This is a genomic window from Pseudomonas sp. LB3P31, assembly GCF_054897945.1.
This window is the reverse complement of record NZ_CM142710.1, coordinates 517335-534814: the sequence shown is the minus strand read 5'-3', so window position 1 is coordinate 534814 and position 17480 is coordinate 517335. Positions and strand designations below refer to the sequence as shown.

The window sequence follows — 17480 nt, the reverse complement described above, 5'->3', positions numbered from 1 at the left end:
AGATCAGAATCCGGCAGTGCGAAGACCTTTGAGCTGGTCCAGGTTGCCGGTCAGTGACCCGCCCGTCGTCGCACTGTCACGCAGCACCACATTGAGGGAAGTCAGGTTGCGCACCTGGTTGCTGCTGCCGAGCAGAGTGGTGTTCTGCATCAGCACACCCTGGGCCAGGCGCTGCACGGTACTGCCCTGATTGTTGTTGGCCACGATGTTCAACTGCACACCTGTACCGGATGAGGAGACACTCAACGAGCCCGCGCCGTTGCTCCCTACCATTGTCGTGCCCGCGGTCAAGGCCTGACCTTGGGGTTGCTGCACTGCTGGCGCCTCGTTCGCCTTGGTGACATTGATGTCTACGTTGTTGTAGGCCGTGTTGTTGTCGCCGGCAGCGCGTACCACTTGGGTAACGCCTTCGGTGGTATTAAGGCCGCTGCCGCCAGTGACGGTACCGGTGCCGGTGGTTGCAACCGTGGGGGCTGGGGCGCTTGTGCCCGTGGCAGTGCTGGTAGCGGCGCCTTGCGGTTGCGCTGTGCCCCCGGTTTTTTTGTCGATCATCGACACATAAAACTGTGGCGTGATGGTCGATTTCTGGATTTGCATCGAGGTCGTTGCCCCGATCATTTCACCCTTGGCATTTTCCCAGGTGCTGCTCATGGCAATGCCGAAGCTGATGATCCGTCCTGGCATGACATAGCGCCCACGCAAGCTAGCCAGTTCCTGATCTTTGAGTTCAATGGGTTTGAACGTTTGAGCCTGGGTTGGCAGGCTGGCAGCCAGGCAGACCACGGCCAGCCAGATTGGAGTGTTCATTGGATGCTCCCGGAGCTTCTTGCTCCATTGTTATTAGAAGAAGTCGCTTTTTATAAACCCGAAATCCATCAGGTCTGCGTCTCGCACCGGGCTGAAGGTGTTAATGCGGTTTTTGGCAGTCAGTGGTACAGGAGGGTCGAGTAACGCATTGGCTTTGTCATAGCCCTGACCGATAACGGCAAAGATGATGCCGTTCCAGCCTTTGACAAAGTCTTCAACTTTGAAACGCTTGTGACCGAGTACCGGATCTCCGATATATACCCAGCCGTCGTGGACACGTTGCATGACCACAAAGTGTTTGTAGCCACGGATATCCAGCAGTACCACCACTGGGATTTTCACTTCGCTTAACGTCTCTGGTGCTACCCGATAACCACGGGCGCGCATGCCAAGACTCTCAACGTAACGCTTCATGTCGAGCATGGAGAAACCCTGGACCCGCACCAGATTCTGGTCGGAGTGCGCCAGCATGCCTTCTATGATCTGTTCTTCGTCGACGTCCAGCCAATAGGCCTGGCGCAGGATGGTTGCCAGCGCTGCTGCGCCGCAACTGAAGTCGGTTTTCTGTTGTACCAGGTCGGCAAATTTACGCTCGCGTACGCTCTGGATCGGCTTGTACACCACCGCGCCGCCAGGCAGAACGGCCAGCGGCATTTGTGCAGCCTCGATCACACCGGCCACGCAAAGCAAAAATGCCAAGGCGATAATGCGCATGTCAGGAAGCCTTCTGTTTGTGTTGAAAAAGGCCCCCATTCGGGGGCCTCAACAGACAACAATTAGAACGACTGGTTGGAAATGGCCAGCGAGTTGCTTTGTTGGTTGCCCACACCGGCAGCTACGTTGACGCCCAGGTTGCCGCTGCCACCGTTAACCGAACCACTGAGGGTTGCGGTGTTGGTCACAGGGTTGGCCCAGCCAGTTGGAGTCAGCACTTGATAAGAGAAAGTATTGCTCAAATCATATGCACTGCTCTCAGCGTAGCTCTTCGCTTTGTCATACGCAGACTCGGACGACTTGCTGCCCGATTTTTCGTAGGCAGAGGCCTGGGCTTTTTCGTAGGACTTGTCATACGCTTTTTCGAACGACGAATCGTGCGATTTGGTGTACGACTTGTCTACTGTCACATCCAGCGAGGCGTCGAGCGAAGCGTTAAGCGATGCGCTGGAAGACTCACTGCCGCTTTGCTCATAACGGCCATAATCACGGGTAAAGTCCCTGGCCGCTTCAGCAGCGACATCCAGAGTAGCGCTCAAGGTGGCACTCAAAGAAGCGTTCGAAGAACCGCTCGAGTCGCTGCTGTGGGAGCCGCTGGCATTCCAGCTACTTGATCCGCTAGCTGCGGAGGCTTTGGCACCGGCCTTTTCCCAGCTCGACGAAGCACTTTGGCTTCCGCTGGCAACCGACGCATAGCCTTGCGAGGCACTACCACTGGCCGTATTGGTAACGGTAATGGTATCCAGGCGATAAGTCCGATCAGCATTGTTGTTCACTGTCAGGCCAGGGCCGTTTTGAGTGGCAGAAGCAGTGGCGGTTGCGTTGCCGAGTGGAGCATTGGCATTGGCAATTGCCATGGTGTTTTTCTGCTGGTTAAGGTCGCCGCCGGCAATGTTGACACCCATGTTGCCGCTGCCGCCATTACCTGAGCCGGTCATAACAGCTGAGGAGGTGCTGCCGAAGTTGTTGACCGTGTTGTTGTTGCTGAACTGGTTCACGGTCGAACTCGCGGCGGCAGTGCCGAACACGAAGCTGTTATCGAGACTGGAGTCCGATGCAGCGTTGGCGATGGCGGCCGCATTGTCTTGTTGGTTGCCATTACCTGCAGCCACGTTGACGCCGACGTTGCCGCTGGTGCCGGTAGCCGAGCTGGTCATTTCAGCTTCGTTTACAGTCCCTTCATTGCGGATGGTGTTGCCGGTACTTCTTTGGTTATCGATTGCGTTGGCAGTTGCAAAGACAGGGATCATGGTAGGACGAGGAGGAGTTTGTGGGCCTCCGTTACCATTGCCATGGTGATGGCCGTTGTTATGACCATTGTTATCGTTTTGCCCAGCGTGTACAGCAACAGCCATGACCGCAGCAATTGCGAAAACCAGAGGCTTTAGTGCCATCGAAGGTTTCATGGTGATTCTCCGTACTTGTTTTAGGTTAAGTGTTGTTTTTTTTACCTTTTTTGGGTCAATCCGCGACCCGTATGCTCAGGGTGTTACCCATTCGGTTACCCACCCCGGCACTCTGATTCAACTGAATAACCCCACGACTACCGGTGAACGCCTGATCACTGGTAGTGACCTGGCGATAGCCTGATGTAGAGTCGGTTGGATCGGAGTTGTTGAGCAGCGCCACGTTCTGTTGCATGAGGACGCTGTCGTCGATGCTGAGCGGCTGGTCACTGACGCTGATGCGCAGTGCGTTAGCCTGCTGGTTGTTGGCGCCCGAGCTCTGGTTAACGCCCAGGGCACCGTTGCCGTTACTGAAAGAATTACCCTGGATGCTGGACTTGGCATCCCTTGCAGGGTCGGCCGGGGCGCCCAGCCGTTGGCGAACCTGGGTGGTCGCGCTGGCACCGTGACCCGCCGCAATGGCGCGGGCGTTGGCTTGCTGTTGCAGATCGCCAGCCGCCTGGTTAACCGACAGGTTGCCCTGGTATTGACTGCCCGAGTTGCTGATGTCGGCGTTATCGATCACCGGAGATTGGGCAAAGCTTGAGGCACTGCAAAACATGGCGAGAACGAGCAGCGTGCGATTCATCCTAACGGTCTCCCGTTATGATGTTTAAAGTGCCCAAGCCCTTGGCCATACTTGAATTGACCATGTTGGCAATGCCACCACCCGCATTTCCCGAGCGCCCGGCAGGCTGGTTGGACAGTTGGGTCTGGTTGTTGATATTGCCGCCCAGGTTGTTGGTGTTCTGTGTTACCAGGCGCGAGATGCTGGCGCCACTGGCCACGTTGGCAAAGTCACCGTCGCTCAATTCATTGGTTTGTTTGAGAATGTATTGGGACGGGTTGGCATTGACGGTGGTTGGATTCGGATCGGGGATCAGCGGAGGAATGACCGCGTTGCGTGTTTGCACATCACGTTTGATGGTAATGATGCCGTTGTCGGCATGTGCAGGCAGGGAGGCGCTTATGGCGAGTGCGCATCCGATGACCAACAATCCATAGATGCGTTTATCAAATGTCCCCACGGCGGCAACTCCTTCTGTTTGTGAAACGCTGGCCCTTATCAGCGTTGCGAAGGAGAGAGCAGAAGGTGTGCCGCTTTTAGGTATCCTTTTAAAAACAATGAGTTGCTTGAAAAGTCCACGATGCCGATTTGGAGCTTGTAACGCTGGCGAGACAGAGTTGGGGAATATTCCCCGTTATGCAGGCGTTATTGCTCGCTGAGGCCGCTAATCACTGGGTGTATCAGTGACTTAACAGTTTCGAGTGCTAGGGCGCGAGCCGCTTTAGCTCGTGGGTTCAGGCGGCAGGGGATGTTTCAGGAATGGACACTTTGAGCAGGGTTGCACCCCGTTCAGGCCTTGAGCAGGCGCGTCACTGCGGCGAACGCCTCGTGCTTGCGCTGCTCCCAGTCGCCTTGCAGTACCTGGAAAGGCTGGTGATGCAGCTCAAGCCACTGGCGGGTGGCCTGGAAAAACGCCTGGCGCTCTGCCAGTTGCGGCTGGCAGCGCTGGCCGTCGTTATGCCAGGCGACGATGTCCGGGCTTAACAACAAATGCAGGTCGTAGCGGCGTGCCAGCAATGCCGGCTCGATCCACGCCGGGCAAGCGCCGAACAAGGTCTGGCTCCACAGGATATTGCTCAACAGGTGCGTGTCGAGAATCAGCAGTGGGGGCTGCGCGGCGCGTGCTGCATCTTCCCAGCCCAGTTGGCCTTGGGCGATGGTCGTAATGTCTTCGTAGCAGGTTTCGCGAGCTTCACTGTCGATGAAATGCCGAACATACTCACCGACCAACAGGCCGCCAAAGTGGGCTTTAATCTCATCCGACAGCCAGCTTTTGCCGCTGGATTCAGGCCCTGTGAGCACTAGGATCTTCATGTGCGCAGTGCCGGATCGGCGCGCCATTCGCGCCAGCCCTGGATCGCGATCACGGTGAACAGTGCATAGAGCCCAGCGGTCAGGTACATGCCTTTATAAATGAACAGGCCGACAAAAATCACGTCCAGCACGATCCACAGCGGCCAGCATTGCACGCGCTTTTGCGCCATCCACAACTGCGCGACCAGGCTGAAACCGCTAAGCGCGGCATCCAGCCAGGGTTGCGCCGCATCCGTCCAGTGCGCCATGGCGGCGCCCAGTGCCAGGCTGCCGATCGCGCCCAGGATCAAACCCGATACGACAGGTGATGCTCCCAGCTGGCTGACCTGCCGCCCTTGCCGTGCTTCGCCGCCACGGGTCCATTGCCACCAGCCGTACAGTTGCAGCGCGGCGTAGATCACCTGCAGCAGCATGTCGGAGTAAAGCTTCACTTCAAAAAACACCCAGCTATAGAGCAACACCATGACCAGGCCGATCGGCCAGCACCAGGGATTCTGTTTGACCGTCAACCAGACGGCGATCACACCGAGGGCGGCGGCAAACAGTTCTAGCCCGGACATGGAGGTTCCTTAGGGGATGAGGAGGGGAGCGGATTGTACCGGATGGATCCGGGTTTGGTTACACCCGAAACTGCCCGAGCAACCCGTTCAACTGCTCACTCAAACCCTTCAACCGCACACTCGCCACGCTCGATTGTTCTGCCGCCAGCGCAGTGCTGTGGGACAAGCCCGCCGCCTGCGTGACGTTCTGGTTGATGTCTTCCACCACGTGCGCCTGCTGCAGCGTGGCGCTGGCGATGGAGGCGTTCAGGCCGTTGAGGTTGCGCAAGGCCTGGCCGATGGCACTCAGGCTGGCGCCGGCCAGCCCCGCCTGTTCGATAGTCAGCTGCGAAGCGCGGCTGCTGTCGCCGATGACCTTGACCGCCGCTTCCGAATGATTCTGCAAGCGCTCGATCATCGACTGGATCTCGGCCGTGGATTTTTGCGTGCGTTGCGCCAGCAGGCGAACTTCGTCGGCCACCACCGCAAACCCGCGACCTTGTTCCCCAGCCCTGGCGGCCTCGATGGCAGCATTGAGCGCCAGCAGGTTGGTTTGCTCGGCTATCGAGCGGATCACTTCGAGGACGGTGCCAATTTGTGTGCTCTCGGCCGCCAGCGTGCGGATGACCTCCACAGCCTGGTCGATAGTGCCGGACAACTTGTCGATCTGCTGCAAACTGCCATCGATGTTGACCTGGCCCTGTTGCGCCTGGGATTCGGCGTCGCGCATTTCGCTGGCGGCGTGCTCGGCATTTTTTGCCACGTCCTGCACGCCATACGTCACTTCATTGATCGCCGTGGCCACCAGTTCCATCTGCTGCGATTGCTGCTGGCTGCGCTGTTGCGCCTCGGCTGCGTCGTGCCCCATCGCGCTGGACGACTCACCCAGATCGCTGGCAGAGGTCTGTAATTGACTGATCACCAGGCGCAGTTTGGCGGTGAACGCATTGAAATGCTGGGCTAGTTGGGTCACCTCATCGCGGCCATGGGTATCCAGGCTGCGGGTCAGGTCGCTCTCGCCGCTGGCGATGTTGGCCATGGCGTTAACCGCTTCCTGCAGGGGCCGCACGATGCTGCGCGCGATCAGGATCACCAGCAGCGCCATGATCGCGGCGATGACCAGGCCCACCAGCGAAGCTTTCCATACCTGGCCGTAGAACTCGCCCTGCATGTCGTCGATGTACACGCCGGAACCGATCACCCAGCCCCAGGGTTCGAACAGCTTGACGTAGGAAGTCTTCTCCACTGGCGCGCTGGCTCCTGGCTTGGGCCAGCGATAATTGACCATGCCGGCGCCCTTGGCCTTGGCCACGGCAACCATCTCGTTGAACACCGCAAAGCCATCCGGATCGCGAATCGCCGAGAGGTTCTGGCCATCGAGTTTCGGGTTGGCCGGGTGCATGACCATGACCGGGACCAGGTCGTTGATCCAGAAATAATCATTCTGGTCATAACGCAGGCCCCGCACCGCCGTCAGCGCCTGCTTCTGGGCTGCTTCGCGGGTCAGGGCGCCAGTGGTCTCCAGGTTATGGTAATAGCTGAGGATGCCGCTGGCAGTCTGTACCACGTGCTGGGTTTTCTGCGCCTTGGCTTGGTACAGGTCGGTATGAATCTGCTTGAGCATCAACCCGCCCAGCGTCATCAGCATCATCACGGCCACGATCAGGATGAGCCACAGGCGGCGGCTGATCGACATAGTGCGCAAGCTGTTCATAAGGCGGTTACTCCGGTTTCTTGTTCTTGTCATGAAAGATCGCCAGCATTTCACCCCGATGGCAGGCACGGGTATGCACTCAAGTCCAATACTCGGCAGCGTAAAACGGACTTGTCTGATAGGATTTCGGCCCCGCGCGGGAAAACCTGAATCCGGCATGAACTTTTCACGCCAAGTGGCGGTTTATCCAGAGATTTAAGCGCGCGGCGGTTACAACCGGCACATCAGCCAGGCTGAGCGCATTACACGCATTGAAAATATTAACGGGGCATGCCGACGCGCATCGCTTCTTGGGGGATTGATGGATCTTTGGACCGCCTTTCAGGCATTGATACTAGGCGTTGTAGAAGGGCTGACGGAGTTTCTGCCCATTTCCAGTACCGGACACCAGATTATCGTCGCGGACTTGCTCAACTTCGGTGGTGAGCGCGCCATGGCGTTCAACATCATCATCCAGCTCGGGGCAATCCTGGCGGTGGTGTGGGAGTTTCGCCGCAAGATTCTCGACGTGGTCATCGGCTTGCCGACCCAGCCGAGCGCTCGCCGCTTTACCGCGAACCTGTTGATCGCGTTCATGCCGGCGGTGGTGTTAGGGGTGATTTTCGCCGACCTGATCCATCATTACCTGTTCAACGCAGTCACCGTCGCAACGGCGCTGGTGGTTGGTGGCTTCATCATGTTGTGGGCCGAGCGCCGCGAGCATGAAGTGCACGCCGAAACGGTCGACGAGATCACCTGGAAAGACGCCCTGAAAGTCGGACTTGCCCAATGCCTGGCAATGATTCCGGGCACTTCGCGTTCCGGCTCGACCATCATTGGTGGTTTGCTGTTCGGCCTGTCGCGCAAGACGGCAACCGAATTCTCGTTCTTCCTGGCGATGCCGACCATGGTCGGTGCGGCGGTGTACTCGGGCTACAAGTACCGCGCCCTGTTCGTTCCGGCGGATTTCCCGGTATTTGCCGTTGGCTTCGTCACCGCGTTCATCTTCGCGATGATTGCGGTACGCGGCTTGCTCAAGTTCATCGCCAATCACAGCTATGCCGTGTTCGCCTGGTACCGCATCGGCTTCGGCCTGCTGATCCTCGCCACCTGGCAGTTCGGCTGGGTGGACTGGAGCGCGGCCAAGCCATGATCGACAGCAGCGCGCGCCCAGGGAACATCCAGCACCCGCGAATCAAGTTGCTGGCGTTGGCGATCGTGTGCGCGCTGCCGTTGACCGGTTCGATGCTGATGTGGCTGCAGGGGATATCACTGATTCCCCTGTCGGCCTACGGCATCGTCAGCCTGCTGGCTTTTTTCCTTTACTGGAGCGACAAGCGCAAGGCTCGAACCAACAGCTGGCGAACCCCGGAAAACGTCCTGCACGCAGTGGAACTCGCTGGTGGTTGGCCGGGGGCTTTGGTGGCGCAGCAGGTGTTTCGGCACAAGACCCGCAAGATTTCCTACCAGGTCCTGTTCTGGGCCATCGTCCTGCTGCACCAGGTGTTCTGGATCGACCAGCTGTTCCTCGGCGCCCATCTGTTCGCGCTGTTCTAGAGCAGCAGTCCCACCTGGGTGCGCTTGGGCAACTTGCTCACGACCAGCTGGTGGGAACGTTGCAGCAAACCTTGCAGCTCTTCGGCGCCCAGCGGGTAGGGCACGTCCATGATGATCCATTGCGCACGGGCCAAATACGGCGCCGGATGAATGCCGGGGCGATCGCAGTGGCCCAGGAACAGATCCTTGTCGACCTTGAAGGCCAGCGAGTCGCCGCGCAGCCCCTGAAGCGCAAACATCTTGTTTCCGGCAATCGAAAACACCCGTACGCCACCCCACTTGTAGTCTTCCCGGGCACCCGGCAGGGCCAGGCAAAACTTTGCTACAGCCGCTTCGCTCATCCGTGTTGCACTCATAACAGGCGCTCCCCACAAGCGTTGAATGACTCGATCAAGTGATCGATCCAGGCGCGAACCGCTGGCATCACCCCGCGTCGATGCGGATAGACCGCCTGCAGCCAGCCGCCGGGCAATGACCAGTCGGGCAGCAGTTGTACCAGCGAACCGTCTTGCAGCTCCTGCTCGCAGTACATCATCGGCAAGAGGGTGAAGCCTCGGCCGGCGAGGGCGCAGGCCCTGCGCACGATGAAATCGTCGATACCCAGGCGCGCCTCCAGGGCCAACTCAACGCTCTTGCCGTGCTGGTCGAGCAGTCGGATGTGCATCAGACGGTCAGCCTCGAGAGCGCCAAGGGCAGGCAGGTTTTTCAGTTGTTCAGGGTGATTGATCTCGCGTTCGCGCAGAAATGCCGGACTGGCGACCAGCGCCGTTTGTGCCTGACGCAGCCGGCGGGTCACCAGCTGCGGGTCTTCATCGCCCAACTCGCGCACCCGCAGAGCCACGTCTATGCCTTCGGTGACCAGGTCGACCCGGCGGTTGAGCAGCATGACTTCCAGCTGAACCTGGGGAAACTTTTCAAGAAAGCTGCTGATAATGTCAGGCAGGATTTCATGGGCCAGTCCCACCGGACAAGACACCCGCAAGCGTCCACGGGGTTCGCTGGACATGCTGGCCACCGCTTCGTCGGCCATCTCGGCTTCCAGCATCATGGCCTGGCAATGCCGCAAGTAGCGCTCACCCACAGCGGTGAGGTTGAGCTGGCGGGTCGTGCGCTGCAGCAGTCGCGCGCCCAGGCGCTCTTCAAGTTCGGCGATGCGCCGGGACAGGCGTGACTTGGGAATGCCCAGCAAACGCCCGGCGGCGGCAAAACCACCGGCTTCCACCACCTTGGCAAAATAGTAGAGGTCATTGAGATCTTGCATGTCGAATTCCGATCGTTCTATCAGTGAGACGAATAATCGCATTATTCCTGACTAATCGACTATTGGTTTCACCTGTAGGATTAACTCCATCAGATCGCCGGCTGGCGATCCTCACCTTGGAGTTCCCTTATGAAACTGTTGCACATCGATTCGAGCATTCTGGGCGACAACTCGGCGTCCCGTCAGCTAAGCAGTGAAGTGGTCAACGCCTGGCAAGCCGCCGAAGCGGGCACCGTGGTGACCTACCGCGACCTGGCGGCCGATGCCATCAGCCACTTTTCCTCCACCACGTTGGTAGCCGCCGGCACCACCGCCGAGTTGCGCAATGCCGCGCAACAACATGAAGCCGAGTTGAGCGCCAGCACCCTGGCGGAATTCCTCGCCGCTGATGCCGTAGTGATCGCCGCACCGATGTACAACTTCACCATTCCAACCCAGCTCAAGGCCTGGATCGACCGCATCGCGGTAGCGGGTCAGACCTTCCGTTACACCGAAGCCGGCCCTGAAGGCCTGTGCGGTGGCAAGAAAGTGGTGATCGTTTCTACATCCGGCGGCCTGCATGCCGGTCAGGCAAGTGGTGTGGCTCATGAAGAGTACCTGAAGCTGCTGTTCGGCTTCCTCGGTGTGACTGACATCGAGTTCGTCCGCGCCGAAGGCCTGGCCTACGGTGATGAAGTTCGCACTAAAGCCATGAGCGACGCACACACACACATCAACGAGCAGTTGTTCGCCGCCGCGTAAGGCTTGCGTAAAGACATCAAACAGCTCAGGCAATCCCCCTAAAACTCTGTATTCTGGATGCGCAAGCACCAGATGCGGAGTTTTTTGTTTCTGGCTATGTCACATGTTGGCCCGGGTCATGCAGCACAGGGTTATCGTCACCGGTCGAGTAACAGGGTAGGGCGTTCCATGGTACGTCTTTGTGCAGCATTACTGATGGTCCTGCTCAGCAGCCTGAATTTGGTGCACGCTGCGCCCGGGCTGCATCCGCACTGGAGCGTCGGTTACCACGAGATGAGCTTTCTCGACCCCCTGGACCTGCAGCCGATGCGCGCCATCGCGTTTTACCCCTCAAGCGACAAGGAACATTCCAGCCGGCTTGAGGGTTATACGGTTGAGGCCGGTGAAGACACCCGGGTGGCCATTGGGCGTTTCCCCATGCTGATGCTGTCCCACGGCAACACCGGCACGCCACTGGGGTTGCACGACCTGATGACCTCCCTGGCGCGCAAGGGTTTTGTGGTTGTGGCGGTGATCCATCCCGGTGACAACTCCAAGGATCACAGCCGTCTTGGTACTTTGAGTAACCTGTACGGGCGGCCGATTCAGATCTCCGAAGCCATTACCGCGACCTTGGGCGATGCCATGCTCGCGCCTTTCGTCAATGCCGAGCAGGTCGGCGTGATCGGCTACTCGGCGGGCGGCGAGACCGCGCTGATCCTCTCCGGCGCAACCCCGGACCTGGATCGCCTGCGTCGTTATTGCCAGGAACGTCCGGACGACCGTGATGCCTGCAATACCCAAGGTGAGCTGATAGTAGATCGCGATGACCTGCAACCGGTGGCAGACCCACGCGTGCATGCCTTGCTGCTGATGGCGCCGTTAAGCCTGAAGTTCGGCCGCCACACCCTGGCCGACGTGCACGTGCCAGTGCTGCTTTACAGCGGCGACGGCGACAAGCTGGTGGCCTTCGACAAAAACGCCGCCGCCTTGGCGCGCAAACTGCCGATCGCCCCGGATTTCAAACTACTGGCAGGGGCCGGGCATTTTGTCTTCATGGCGCCGTGCAACGAGGAGCAGATAGCGGCGATGCCGGCACTGTGCACTGACGCCGACGGGGTCGATCGCGAGGATATTCATCGCAATATGATTGGCGAAGCAGGACGATTCTTCTCCCGTACTTTGGGCAAGGCTACGCGGGCCGGGATGCAAACCGCTGATCAATGAATGACGACCAGCGGATTTTGCAATCTGTTACTTGTCAGCCAAGGCTGTTTCCAGGGTTTGAACCCTGTTATTCAGTTCGCGCACCGACTCAATTAATGGTGCGACAAGTTTCTGATAGTCCACTTGCAGGTGATCGCCTTCAGTGCGAACCAGCTGTGGGTAGACCTTTTGTACATCTTGCGCGATCAGGCCAACGTCAGCCTTGTCGTTTTGTTTCCAGTTGAATGTCACGCCACGGAGTTTTAGCAGGTTCTCCGTCGAGTTTTCCAGGAGTTGGACATTTTGTTTCAGGCGTTCATCGCTGAATGGGCAGCAGTCGCCGCCAATTCCGCCACTGCCCGGCGGGCCGCCTACATCGTAGCAGACACCGTTATGGCAGATTTGCTGTTGAACCGAGCTTTGCGCGTGTGCAGTGGGAGATAGTAGAAGCATCAACGCTGGGGCAAGGAGTGTTATAGCTATTCGCATCATCTATTCTTCCTGAACAAAATTTAATGTAAGTGCGTCACCGGCGATTTTGTCGAAGTTGAGAATTAAAACAAAGATGGCACTCTGCATTAATTAATGCGTAATATTACTTATCGCTATATTCCGAAATACTTTTATGGTTGTTTATATTTAAGGTTTATTTAACTGGTCGGGCCAGCAGCCTGACGTGCCAACAACCAAGTGAGACAAAGTGCGGTCACAGACAACAACGCCGCACAAAAGAAAATCCACGAATACCCCAGGTTCAACGCAATCGCCCCCATCAACGGCCCCGCGATCGCCAGCGCCAGGTCGAAGAACACCGCATAGGCACTCAAACCCGCGCCGCGACTGGAGTTCGGCACCTGCCTGATCGCCTCGACGCCCAGCGCCGGGTACACCAGGGACAGGCCAAACCCGGTCAATCCCGCGCCGAGCAGGGCATAGCCGGTCGACGGTGCCAGCCACAGCAGCACCAGCCCGATCACCTCGATGCACATGCAGGCAATCGCCGAAGTAAACCCGCCAAAGCGACTGATGCTCGAAATGAACAGGATCCGCGCCAGGATAAAGCACACGCCAAATACGGTCAGGCAGTACGCCGCCCCCGTCCAGCCACGGTTCACGTAATACAGGGTGATAAAGGTCGTCAGCGTTCCATAGCCAATGGACGCTAGGCTCAGGCTGGCCCCGAATGGTGCGATGCGTCCGAACACCGCCCAGAAGGGCAGGCGCTCACCGCGAACCACCGGCACCGAGGGTTTGTTGCGAATCAACAGCAAGGCGGCCAGGGCCAGCAGCGACAGGGCGATCCCCAGACTGGCGAACCCCAGCTCACCGACCATCACCACACCCAGTGGCGCGCCAATGGCAATCGCGCCATAGGAAGCGATGCCATTCCAGGAGATCGACCGCGCAGTGTGTTCAGCGCCCACCTGGCCCATGCACCAGCTGATGGTGCCGACGCCGATCAGGCCCTGGGCAATCCCGAGCAGCAACCGCCCGGCAATCAGGATCGAAAGGCTCAGTAGCGGCATGCTCTGCAGCAGCGTCGACAGCAACGTCAACACGCCACTGAGGACAATGCCCGACAACCCATAGACAATCGCTCGCTTGGTGCCAATGGTGTCCGACATGCGTCCGGCCATGGGGCGGCTGAGCAGGGTAGCGAGGTATTGGCAGCCAATGACCAGGCCCGCGACAATGGCGCTGAACCCCAGCTGGTCGTGGACATAGCCCGGCAACACCGCGATCGGCAGGCCGATGCAGAGGAAGGCGACGAAGGTGTAGAACACAATGGAGACGATCTGCAGGGTGATCGCCATGGGGCTTTGCGGTGGCAGTTGCTGCGCAGACATGTGGGCTCATTCGCGGGCGGCGGGGGAGACCAGCATCATGGCGCGGGTGTGAAATAAATGAAAGCAGGCTAACTATATGGGTTTGAATTTTGCGTGGGACTGAGGGCCTCTTCGCGAGCAAGCCCGCTCCCACAATTTGGAATGCTTTCTACCTGTGGGAGCGGGCTTGCTCGCGAAGGTTTCCGCACCAATACATCTACGGGCCCTGAAACGCAAAAGCCCCGTCAACGACAGGGCTTTCACTTGCAGCTAACAGCTTGAAACTAACAGCTGCCCTTAAAACACCACCCCTTGGCTACGCAGGTAATCATCATAAGTACCGCTGAAGTCGATCACGCCGCTAGGGCTCAACTCGATGATGCGCGTCGCCAGGGACGATACGAACTCGCGGTCGTGGCTGACGAAGATCAGTGTGCCCGGGTAGTTTTCCAGCGCCAGGTTCAGCGCCTCGATCGATTCCATGTCGAGGTGGTTGGTCGGTTCGTCCATGATCAGTACGTTCGGCTTTTGCAGGATCAGCTTGCCGAACAGCATGCGACCTTGCTCGCCACCGGAGATGACCTTGACCGACTTGAGGATCTCGTCGTTGGAGAACAGCATGCGGCCGAGGGTGCCGCGAACGATTTGCTCGCCGCCCTGGGTCCACTGGCCCATCCAGTCGAACAGGTTGCAGTCGTCTTCGAAGTCGTGTGCGTGGTCCTGGGCGTAGTAGCCCAGTTCCGCGGCGTCGGTCCACTTCACGGTGCCGGCATCCGGAGTCAGTTCGTTGACCAGGGTGCGCAGCAGGGTGGTTTTACCGATACCGTTCGGGCCGATAATCGCCACGCGCTCGCCCGCTTCAACTTGGAAGCTGAAGTCCTTGAACAGCGGTTTGCCGTCAAAGCCTTTGGCCATGCGCTCGACGATGACCGCCTGGCGGTGCAGCTTTTTGTTCTGTTCGAAGCGGATGAACGGGCTCACGCGGCTCGAAGGCTTGACCTCGGCCAGCTGGATCTTGTCGATCGCCTTGGCGCGGGAAGTGGCCTGCTTGGCTTTCGAGGCGTTGGCCGAAAACCGGCTGACGAACGATTGCAGTTCGGAGATCTGCGCTTTCTTCTTGGCGTTGTCCGACAGCAATTGTTCGCGGGACTGGGTCGCCACGGTCATGTACTCGTCGTAGTTGCCCGGGAACAGGCGCAGCTCGCCGTAGTCCAGGTCAGCCATGTGGGTGCACACGCTGTTCAGGAAGTGACGGTCGTGAGAGATGATGATCATCAGGCTGGAGCGCTGGGTCAGGATGTTTTCCAGCCAGCGGATGGTGTTGATGTCTAGGTGGTTGGTCGGCTCGTCGAGCAACAGCACTTCAGGGTCGGAGAACAAAGCCTGTGCCAGCAATACCCGCAGTTTCCAGCCTGGCGACACTTCGCTCATCGGGCCAAAGTGCTGCTCGATGCCGATACCCAGGCCCAGCAGCAATTCACCGGCACGGGATTCGGCGGTGTAGCCGTCCATTTCGGCGAATTCGGTTTCCAGCTCGGCCACGGCCATGCCGTCTTCTTCGGTCATTTCCGGCAGCGAGTAGATGCGGTCGCGCTCGGCCTTGACCTTCCACAGCTCTTCGTGACCCATGATCACGGTGTCGATCACGGTAAATTCTTCGTAGGCGAACTGGTCCTGGCGCAATTTACCCAGGCGCACGTTCGGCTCGAGCATGACCTGGCCACCGGAAGGCTCGAGGTCGTTACCGAGGATTTTCATGAAAGTCGACTTGCCGCAACCGTTGGCGCCGATCAGACCATAGCGGTTGCCCGCGGCGAATTTGACCGAAACGTTTTCGAATAGCGGCTTGGCGCCGAACTGCATCGTGATGTTAGCTGTAGAGATCAAAGGTTTTTCCTGCGAAGCATTCAGAGTAGCTAGGGTTGCGGCAGTACCGATTCAGTACCCGTTTCCGGTATCCAAACCACGAGAAATTCATCCCGGTCAGAAGCGGAAGGTCCATCTGGCAATAAGTGGACAGCAGCATATGGAGCGCTTGGCCCGAGTCGAAGTGCGCTGACACGGGGTTCATTCCCGTCATCAACCAAGGGGGGCGCGTAATGTTTGGCGGCGATTGTACTGGTCTGGCTCTTTAAACGATAGGGCGTTGAGGCCAGTCGGACGCTTTGGCGGCATCAGCGGACAGTTTTTCACATGGATGGGCTAACTGCCGGTTAGGAACTGTGCGTGGAATGCCTGCTTTGGGCCTGATGCCGACAGGCATGGAATGCAGTTTGTTCACTCCTGACGTGTGACAATGTCCGCTGAAAAAGCCCTGTAGAGGTGAGCCTGCTCGCGATAGAGGTAAACGATCAGGCGGCTTGAAATCAACCGGTTGAGCGCTTGGAAGTCTTCTTCGCCGGCGCCGCCTTCGACGCCGGCTTGGCTTTCGGCGCAGGCTTGCTCGCTGCCTTCGCGCCCAAGCTGCGCTTGAGCAGCTCGGTCAAATCGATGACATCAGCCGTCTTGCGCTGTTCCTCGCCGGTCGCTGTTTCCACATCTTCAATCTTCCCTTCATTGGCCTTCTTCTCAACCAGGGCCATGATCTTGTCCTCGAAGCTGTCGCGATAGTCGTCCGGCGACCAGTCTCCGCTCATGTCCTCCACCAGACGCTTGGCCATCTCGAGTTCGCCCTTGACCAGCTTCGCCTCGGTCACTTCGCTGCCCAGCTCCAGGGTGTCGAGGCTGCGCACCTCTTCGGGCCAGCGCAGCATCACCAGCACCATCGCCGACTCCAGCGGCATCAATGCCGCCAGATGCTGGCGGGTGTGCAGGACCACATGGCAGAGCGCGACCTTATTGGTTTTGCTCAGGGTTTCGCGCAGCAGGGCATACACCTTGCCGCCGCGCTTGTCCGGCGCCAGGTAGTAGGGGCGGTCGATGTTCTGCAGCGGGATCTGTTCGCTGTCGACGAAGGAGAAAATATCGATGGTCTGGGTGGAAAGAGGATGCGCCGACTTGATCTCTTCCTCGCTGAGTACCACGTAGCGGCCTTTTTCGTACTGCACGCCTTTGACGATATTCTCCTTGGTTACCTCCTTGCCCGTGACCTTGTTCACCCGTTTGTAGCCCACCGGATCCATGCTGCGACTGTCCAGCCAGTCGAAATCCACCCCTTGGGAAGACGTCGCCGAGACCAGCGCCACAGGGATATGCACCAGACCGAAACTGATTGCGCCTTTCCAGATTGCACGTGCCATGGTCGTCTACTCGCGAGTGATGATCAGGTGACCCGCGTCGCCGGGCAAAAGTTTCAGCGCGTTGAGGCCCGGCCCGCCGACGCGCAGGGCGCAGAGGTCAACTGGTGTTACATCTTCTGCAGGAGGTTTTGGTTAACAAAACAGAACCCCGGGCGTAGCGTGGTATCGAAGACCCTATCCACGCTCACGTCGAGAGGTTTCCCGATGAACAGGTTTGTGCTGGTCACTACCGCACTGGCATTGAGTGGCGCGCTGAGCAATCTGGCCCAGGCCGAGGTCGCCGCAACGGCCGAGCCGATGCTGTTGGCGCAAAGTCCGACGGGCAGCTCCAGCAATCCCTACAACAGCCCCATCCGCCGGGCTAACCCTAATAGCATGCAGGGCACGCAACCCAGCGCGCCGGCGATACGCGGGCCCAACACCGTTCCCGTGCCCCGGCCGTCGACGCTGGACAACGGTGGAGTCGGTAATCGCTATCCGCAAAATCGCACCACGCCGGCCAGCCCTCCCAAGTTCATACCCAATCCACCCCATCGAGATGCCGATACCAGCAATCGGTAAGGGTTCGGCAAGTCATTTTGACAACATAAG

At 58.6% G+C, this 17480-nt stretch carries 19 protein-coding genes; 5 read left to right on the top strand and 14 right to left on the bottom strand.

The genetic code is table 11. The features are described from left to right. Positions 1-3 precede the first annotated feature (3 nt). From ACYZTK_RS02300 to ACYZTK_RS02265, 8 genes are all read right to left on the bottom strand, one after another. On the bottom strand, positions 4-807 hold the full coding sequence (locus ACYZTK_RS02300) for a hypothetical protein (protein ID WP_462012941.1): 804 nt from the start codon (positions 805-807) through the stop codon (positions 4-6). Positions 808-840: 33 nt separating this feature from the next. Beyond that, the gene (locus tag ACYZTK_RS02295) at positions 841-1521 is read right to left on the bottom strand and encodes a C39 family peptidase (protein ID WP_462012940.1); all 681 of its coding nucleotides are present in this window, start codon (positions 1519-1521) and stop codon (positions 841-843) included. Positions 1522-1583: 62 nt separating this feature from the next. Then, on the bottom strand, positions 1584-2927 hold the full coding sequence (locus tag ACYZTK_RS02290; RefSeq protein WP_462012939.1) for a heme utilization protein: 1344 nt from the start codon (positions 2925-2927) through the stop codon (positions 1584-1586). A 55-nt stretch (positions 2928-2982) separates the two neighbouring features. After that, the gene (locus ACYZTK_RS02285; RefSeq protein WP_462012938.1) at positions 2983-3555 is read right to left on the bottom strand and encodes an adhesin; all 573 of its coding nucleotides are present in this window, start codon (positions 3553-3555) and stop codon (positions 2983-2985) included. 1 nt (position 3556) lies between these two features. Then, positions 3557-3994 carry a hypothetical protein gene (locus tag ACYZTK_RS02280; RefSeq protein WP_462012937.1) on the bottom strand — a complete coding sequence of 146 codons (438 nt, stop codon included), beginning with the start codon at positions 3992-3994 and terminating at the stop codon, positions 3557-3559. Between the two features lie 329 nt (positions 3995-4323). After that, positions 4324-4848 carry an AAA family ATPase gene (locus ACYZTK_RS02275; RefSeq protein ID WP_462012936.1) on the bottom strand — a complete coding sequence of 175 codons (525 nt, stop codon included), beginning with the start codon at positions 4846-4848 and terminating at the stop codon, positions 4324-4326. After that, positions 4845-5408 (bottom strand): nicotinamide riboside transporter PnuC, encoded by a 564-nt coding sequence (gene pnuC / locus ACYZTK_RS02270; protein ID WP_462012935.1) that lies wholly within the window; start codon positions 5406-5408, stop codon positions 4845-4847. Before pnuC ends, ACYZTK_RS02275 begins: the two co-directional genes overlap by 4 nt. A 58-nt stretch (positions 5409-5466) precedes the next feature. Continuing rightward, positions 5467-7101: a methyl-accepting chemotaxis protein gene (locus ACYZTK_RS02265; RefSeq protein ID WP_462012934.1), complete on the bottom strand. Its 1635-nt coding sequence runs from the start codon at positions 7099-7101 to the stop codon at positions 5467-5469. A 301-nt stretch (positions 7102-7402) separates the two neighbouring features. Here ACYZTK_RS02265 and ACYZTK_RS02260 point away from each other — a divergent pair, with 301 nt between their 5' ends. Both ACYZTK_RS02260 and ACYZTK_RS02255 read left to right on the top strand, forming a co-directional pair. After that, entirely contained in the window at positions 7403-8233 is an 831-nt protein-coding gene (locus ACYZTK_RS02260) for an undecaprenyl-diphosphate phosphatase (RefSeq protein WP_462012933.1), read from the top strand. Then, on the top strand, positions 8230-8637 hold the full coding sequence (locus tag ACYZTK_RS02255; protein ID WP_462012932.1) for a DUF1294 domain-containing protein: 408 nt from the start codon (positions 8230-8232) through the stop codon (positions 8635-8637). The genes ACYZTK_RS02260 and ACYZTK_RS02255 overlap by 4 nt, the downstream gene beginning before the upstream one ends. Here ACYZTK_RS02255 and ACYZTK_RS02250 read toward each other — a convergent pair. Continuing rightward, positions 8634-8993 (bottom strand): MmcQ/YjbR family DNA-binding protein, encoded by a 360-nt coding sequence (locus ACYZTK_RS02250; protein WP_462012931.1) that lies wholly within the window; start codon positions 8991-8993, stop codon positions 8634-8636. The genes ACYZTK_RS02255 and ACYZTK_RS02250 overlap by 4 nt on opposite strands. Next, a complete protein-coding gene (locus tag ACYZTK_RS02245) occupies positions 8990-9898 on the bottom strand; it encodes a LysR substrate-binding domain-containing protein (protein ID WP_462012930.1) in 909 nt (302 codons plus the stop codon). Before ACYZTK_RS02245 ends, ACYZTK_RS02250 begins: the two co-directional genes overlap by 4 nt. 129 nt (positions 9899-10027) lie before the next feature. Here ACYZTK_RS02245 and ACYZTK_RS02240 point away from each other — a divergent pair, with 129 nt between their 5' ends. Together ACYZTK_RS02240 and ACYZTK_RS02235 are read left to right on the top strand one after the other, a co-directional pair. Beyond that, positions 10028-10639, top strand: a complete 612-nt coding sequence (locus ACYZTK_RS02240; protein WP_462012929.1) for an FMN-dependent NADH-azoreductase — start codon at positions 10028-10030, stop codon at positions 10637-10639. Positions 10640-10807: 168 nt separating this feature from the next. Further along, the gene (locus ACYZTK_RS02235; protein ID WP_462012928.1) at positions 10808-11845 is read left to right on the top strand and encodes an alpha/beta hydrolase family protein; all 1038 of its coding nucleotides are present in this window, start codon (positions 10808-10810) and stop codon (positions 11843-11845) included. Positions 11846-11872: 27 nt separating this feature from the next. On the opposite strand, the gene ACYZTK_RS02230 is transcribed toward ACYZTK_RS02235, so the two are convergent. The 4 genes from ACYZTK_RS02230 to ku all read right to left on the bottom strand — a co-directional run bounded on the left by ACYZTK_RS02230 (position 11873) and on the right by ku (position 16889). Beyond that, complete coding sequence (locus ACYZTK_RS02230; RefSeq protein WP_462012927.1) at positions 11873-12316, bottom strand: tail fiber domain-containing protein; 444 nt, start codon at positions 12314-12316, stop codon at positions 11873-11875. Positions 12317-12474: 158 nt separating this feature from the next. Further along, positions 12475-13671, bottom strand: coding sequence for an MFS transporter (locus ACYZTK_RS02225; RefSeq protein ID WP_462012926.1), 1197 nt, complete (start codon positions 13669-13671; stop codon positions 12475-12477). 276 nt (positions 13672-13947) lie between these two features. Continuing rightward, a complete protein-coding gene (locus ACYZTK_RS02220) occupies positions 13948-15537 on the bottom strand; it encodes an ABC-F family ATPase (RefSeq protein ID WP_462012925.1) in 1590 nt (529 codons plus the stop codon). 479 nt (positions 15538-16016) lie between these two features. Beyond that, on the bottom strand, positions 16017-16889 hold the full coding sequence (gene ku, locus ACYZTK_RS02215; protein ID WP_462012924.1) for a non-homologous end joining protein Ku: 873 nt from the start codon (positions 16887-16889) through the stop codon (positions 16017-16019). Between the two features lie 204 nt (positions 16890-17093). Between ku and ACYZTK_RS02210 the strand changes: the two genes are divergently transcribed. After that, a complete protein-coding gene (locus ACYZTK_RS02210; RefSeq protein ID WP_462012923.1) occupies positions 17094-17450 on the top strand; it encodes a hypothetical protein in 357 nt (118 codons plus the stop codon). Positions 17451-17480: the final 30 nt, after the last annotated feature.

What these genes read in the sequence shown, in the direction of transcription:
- ACYZTK_RS02300 (WP_462012941.1), bottom strand. Translation starts at nt 807, where the DNA reads ATGAACACTCCAATCTGGCTGGCCGTGGTCTGCCTGGCTGCCAGCCTG.
- ACYZTK_RS02295 (WP_462012940.1), bottom strand. Translation starts at nt 1,521, where the DNA reads ATGCGCATTATCGCCTTGGCATTTTTGCTTTGCGTGGCCGGTGTGATC.
- ACYZTK_RS02290 (WP_462012939.1), bottom strand. Translation starts at nt 2,927, where the DNA reads ATGAAACCTTCGATGGCACTAAAGCCTCTGGTTTTCGCAATTGCTGCG.
- ACYZTK_RS02285 (WP_462012938.1), bottom strand. Translation starts at nt 3,555, where the DNA reads ATGAATCGCACGCTGCTCGTTCTCGCCATGTTTTGCAGTGCCTCAAGC.
- ACYZTK_RS02275 (WP_462012936.1), bottom strand. Translation starts at nt 4,848, where the DNA reads ATGAAGATCCTAGTGCTCACAGGGCCTGAATCCAGCGGCAAAAGCTGG.
- pnuC (WP_462012935.1), bottom strand. Translation starts at nt 5,408, where the DNA reads ATGTCCGGGCTAGAACTGTTTGCCGCCGCCCTCGGTGTGATCGCCGTC.
- ACYZTK_RS02265 (WP_462012934.1), bottom strand. Translation starts at nt 7,101, where the DNA reads ATGAACAGCTTGCGCACTATGTCGATCAGCCGCCGCCTGTGGCTCATC.
- ACYZTK_RS02260 (WP_462012933.1), top strand. Translation starts at nt 7,403, where the DNA reads ATGGATCTTTGGACCGCCTTTCAGGCATTGATACTAGGCGTTGTAGAA.
- ACYZTK_RS02255 (WP_462012932.1), top strand. Translation starts at nt 8,230, where the DNA reads ATGATCGACAGCAGCGCGCGCCCAGGGAACATCCAGCACCCGCGAATC.
- ACYZTK_RS02250 (WP_462012931.1), bottom strand. Translation starts at nt 8,993, where the DNA reads ATGAGTGCAACACGGATGAGCGAAGCGGCTGTAGCAAAGTTTTGCCTG.
- ACYZTK_RS02245 (WP_462012930.1), bottom strand. Translation starts at nt 9,898, where the DNA reads ATGCAAGATCTCAATGACCTCTACTATTTTGCCAAGGTGGTGGAAGCC.
- ACYZTK_RS02240 (WP_462012929.1), top strand. Translation starts at nt 10,028, where the DNA reads ATGAAACTGTTGCACATCGATTCGAGCATTCTGGGCGACAACTCGGCG.
- ACYZTK_RS02235 (WP_462012928.1), top strand. Translation starts at nt 10,808, where the DNA reads ATGGTACGTCTTTGTGCAGCATTACTGATGGTCCTGCTCAGCAGCCTG.
- ACYZTK_RS02230 (WP_462012927.1), bottom strand. Translation starts at nt 12,316, where the DNA reads ATGATGCGAATAGCTATAACACTCCTTGCCCCAGCGTTGATGCTTCTA.
- ACYZTK_RS02225 (WP_462012926.1), bottom strand. Translation starts at nt 13,671, where the DNA reads ATGTCTGCGCAGCAACTGCCACCGCAAAGCCCCATGGCGATCACCCTG.
- ku (WP_462012924.1), bottom strand. Translation starts at nt 16,889, where the DNA reads ATGGCACGTGCAATCTGGAAAGGCGCAATCAGTTTCGGTCTGGTGCAT.
- ACYZTK_RS02210 (WP_462012923.1), top strand. Translation starts at nt 17,094, where the DNA reads ATGAACAGGTTTGTGCTGGTCACTACCGCACTGGCATTGAGTGGCGCG.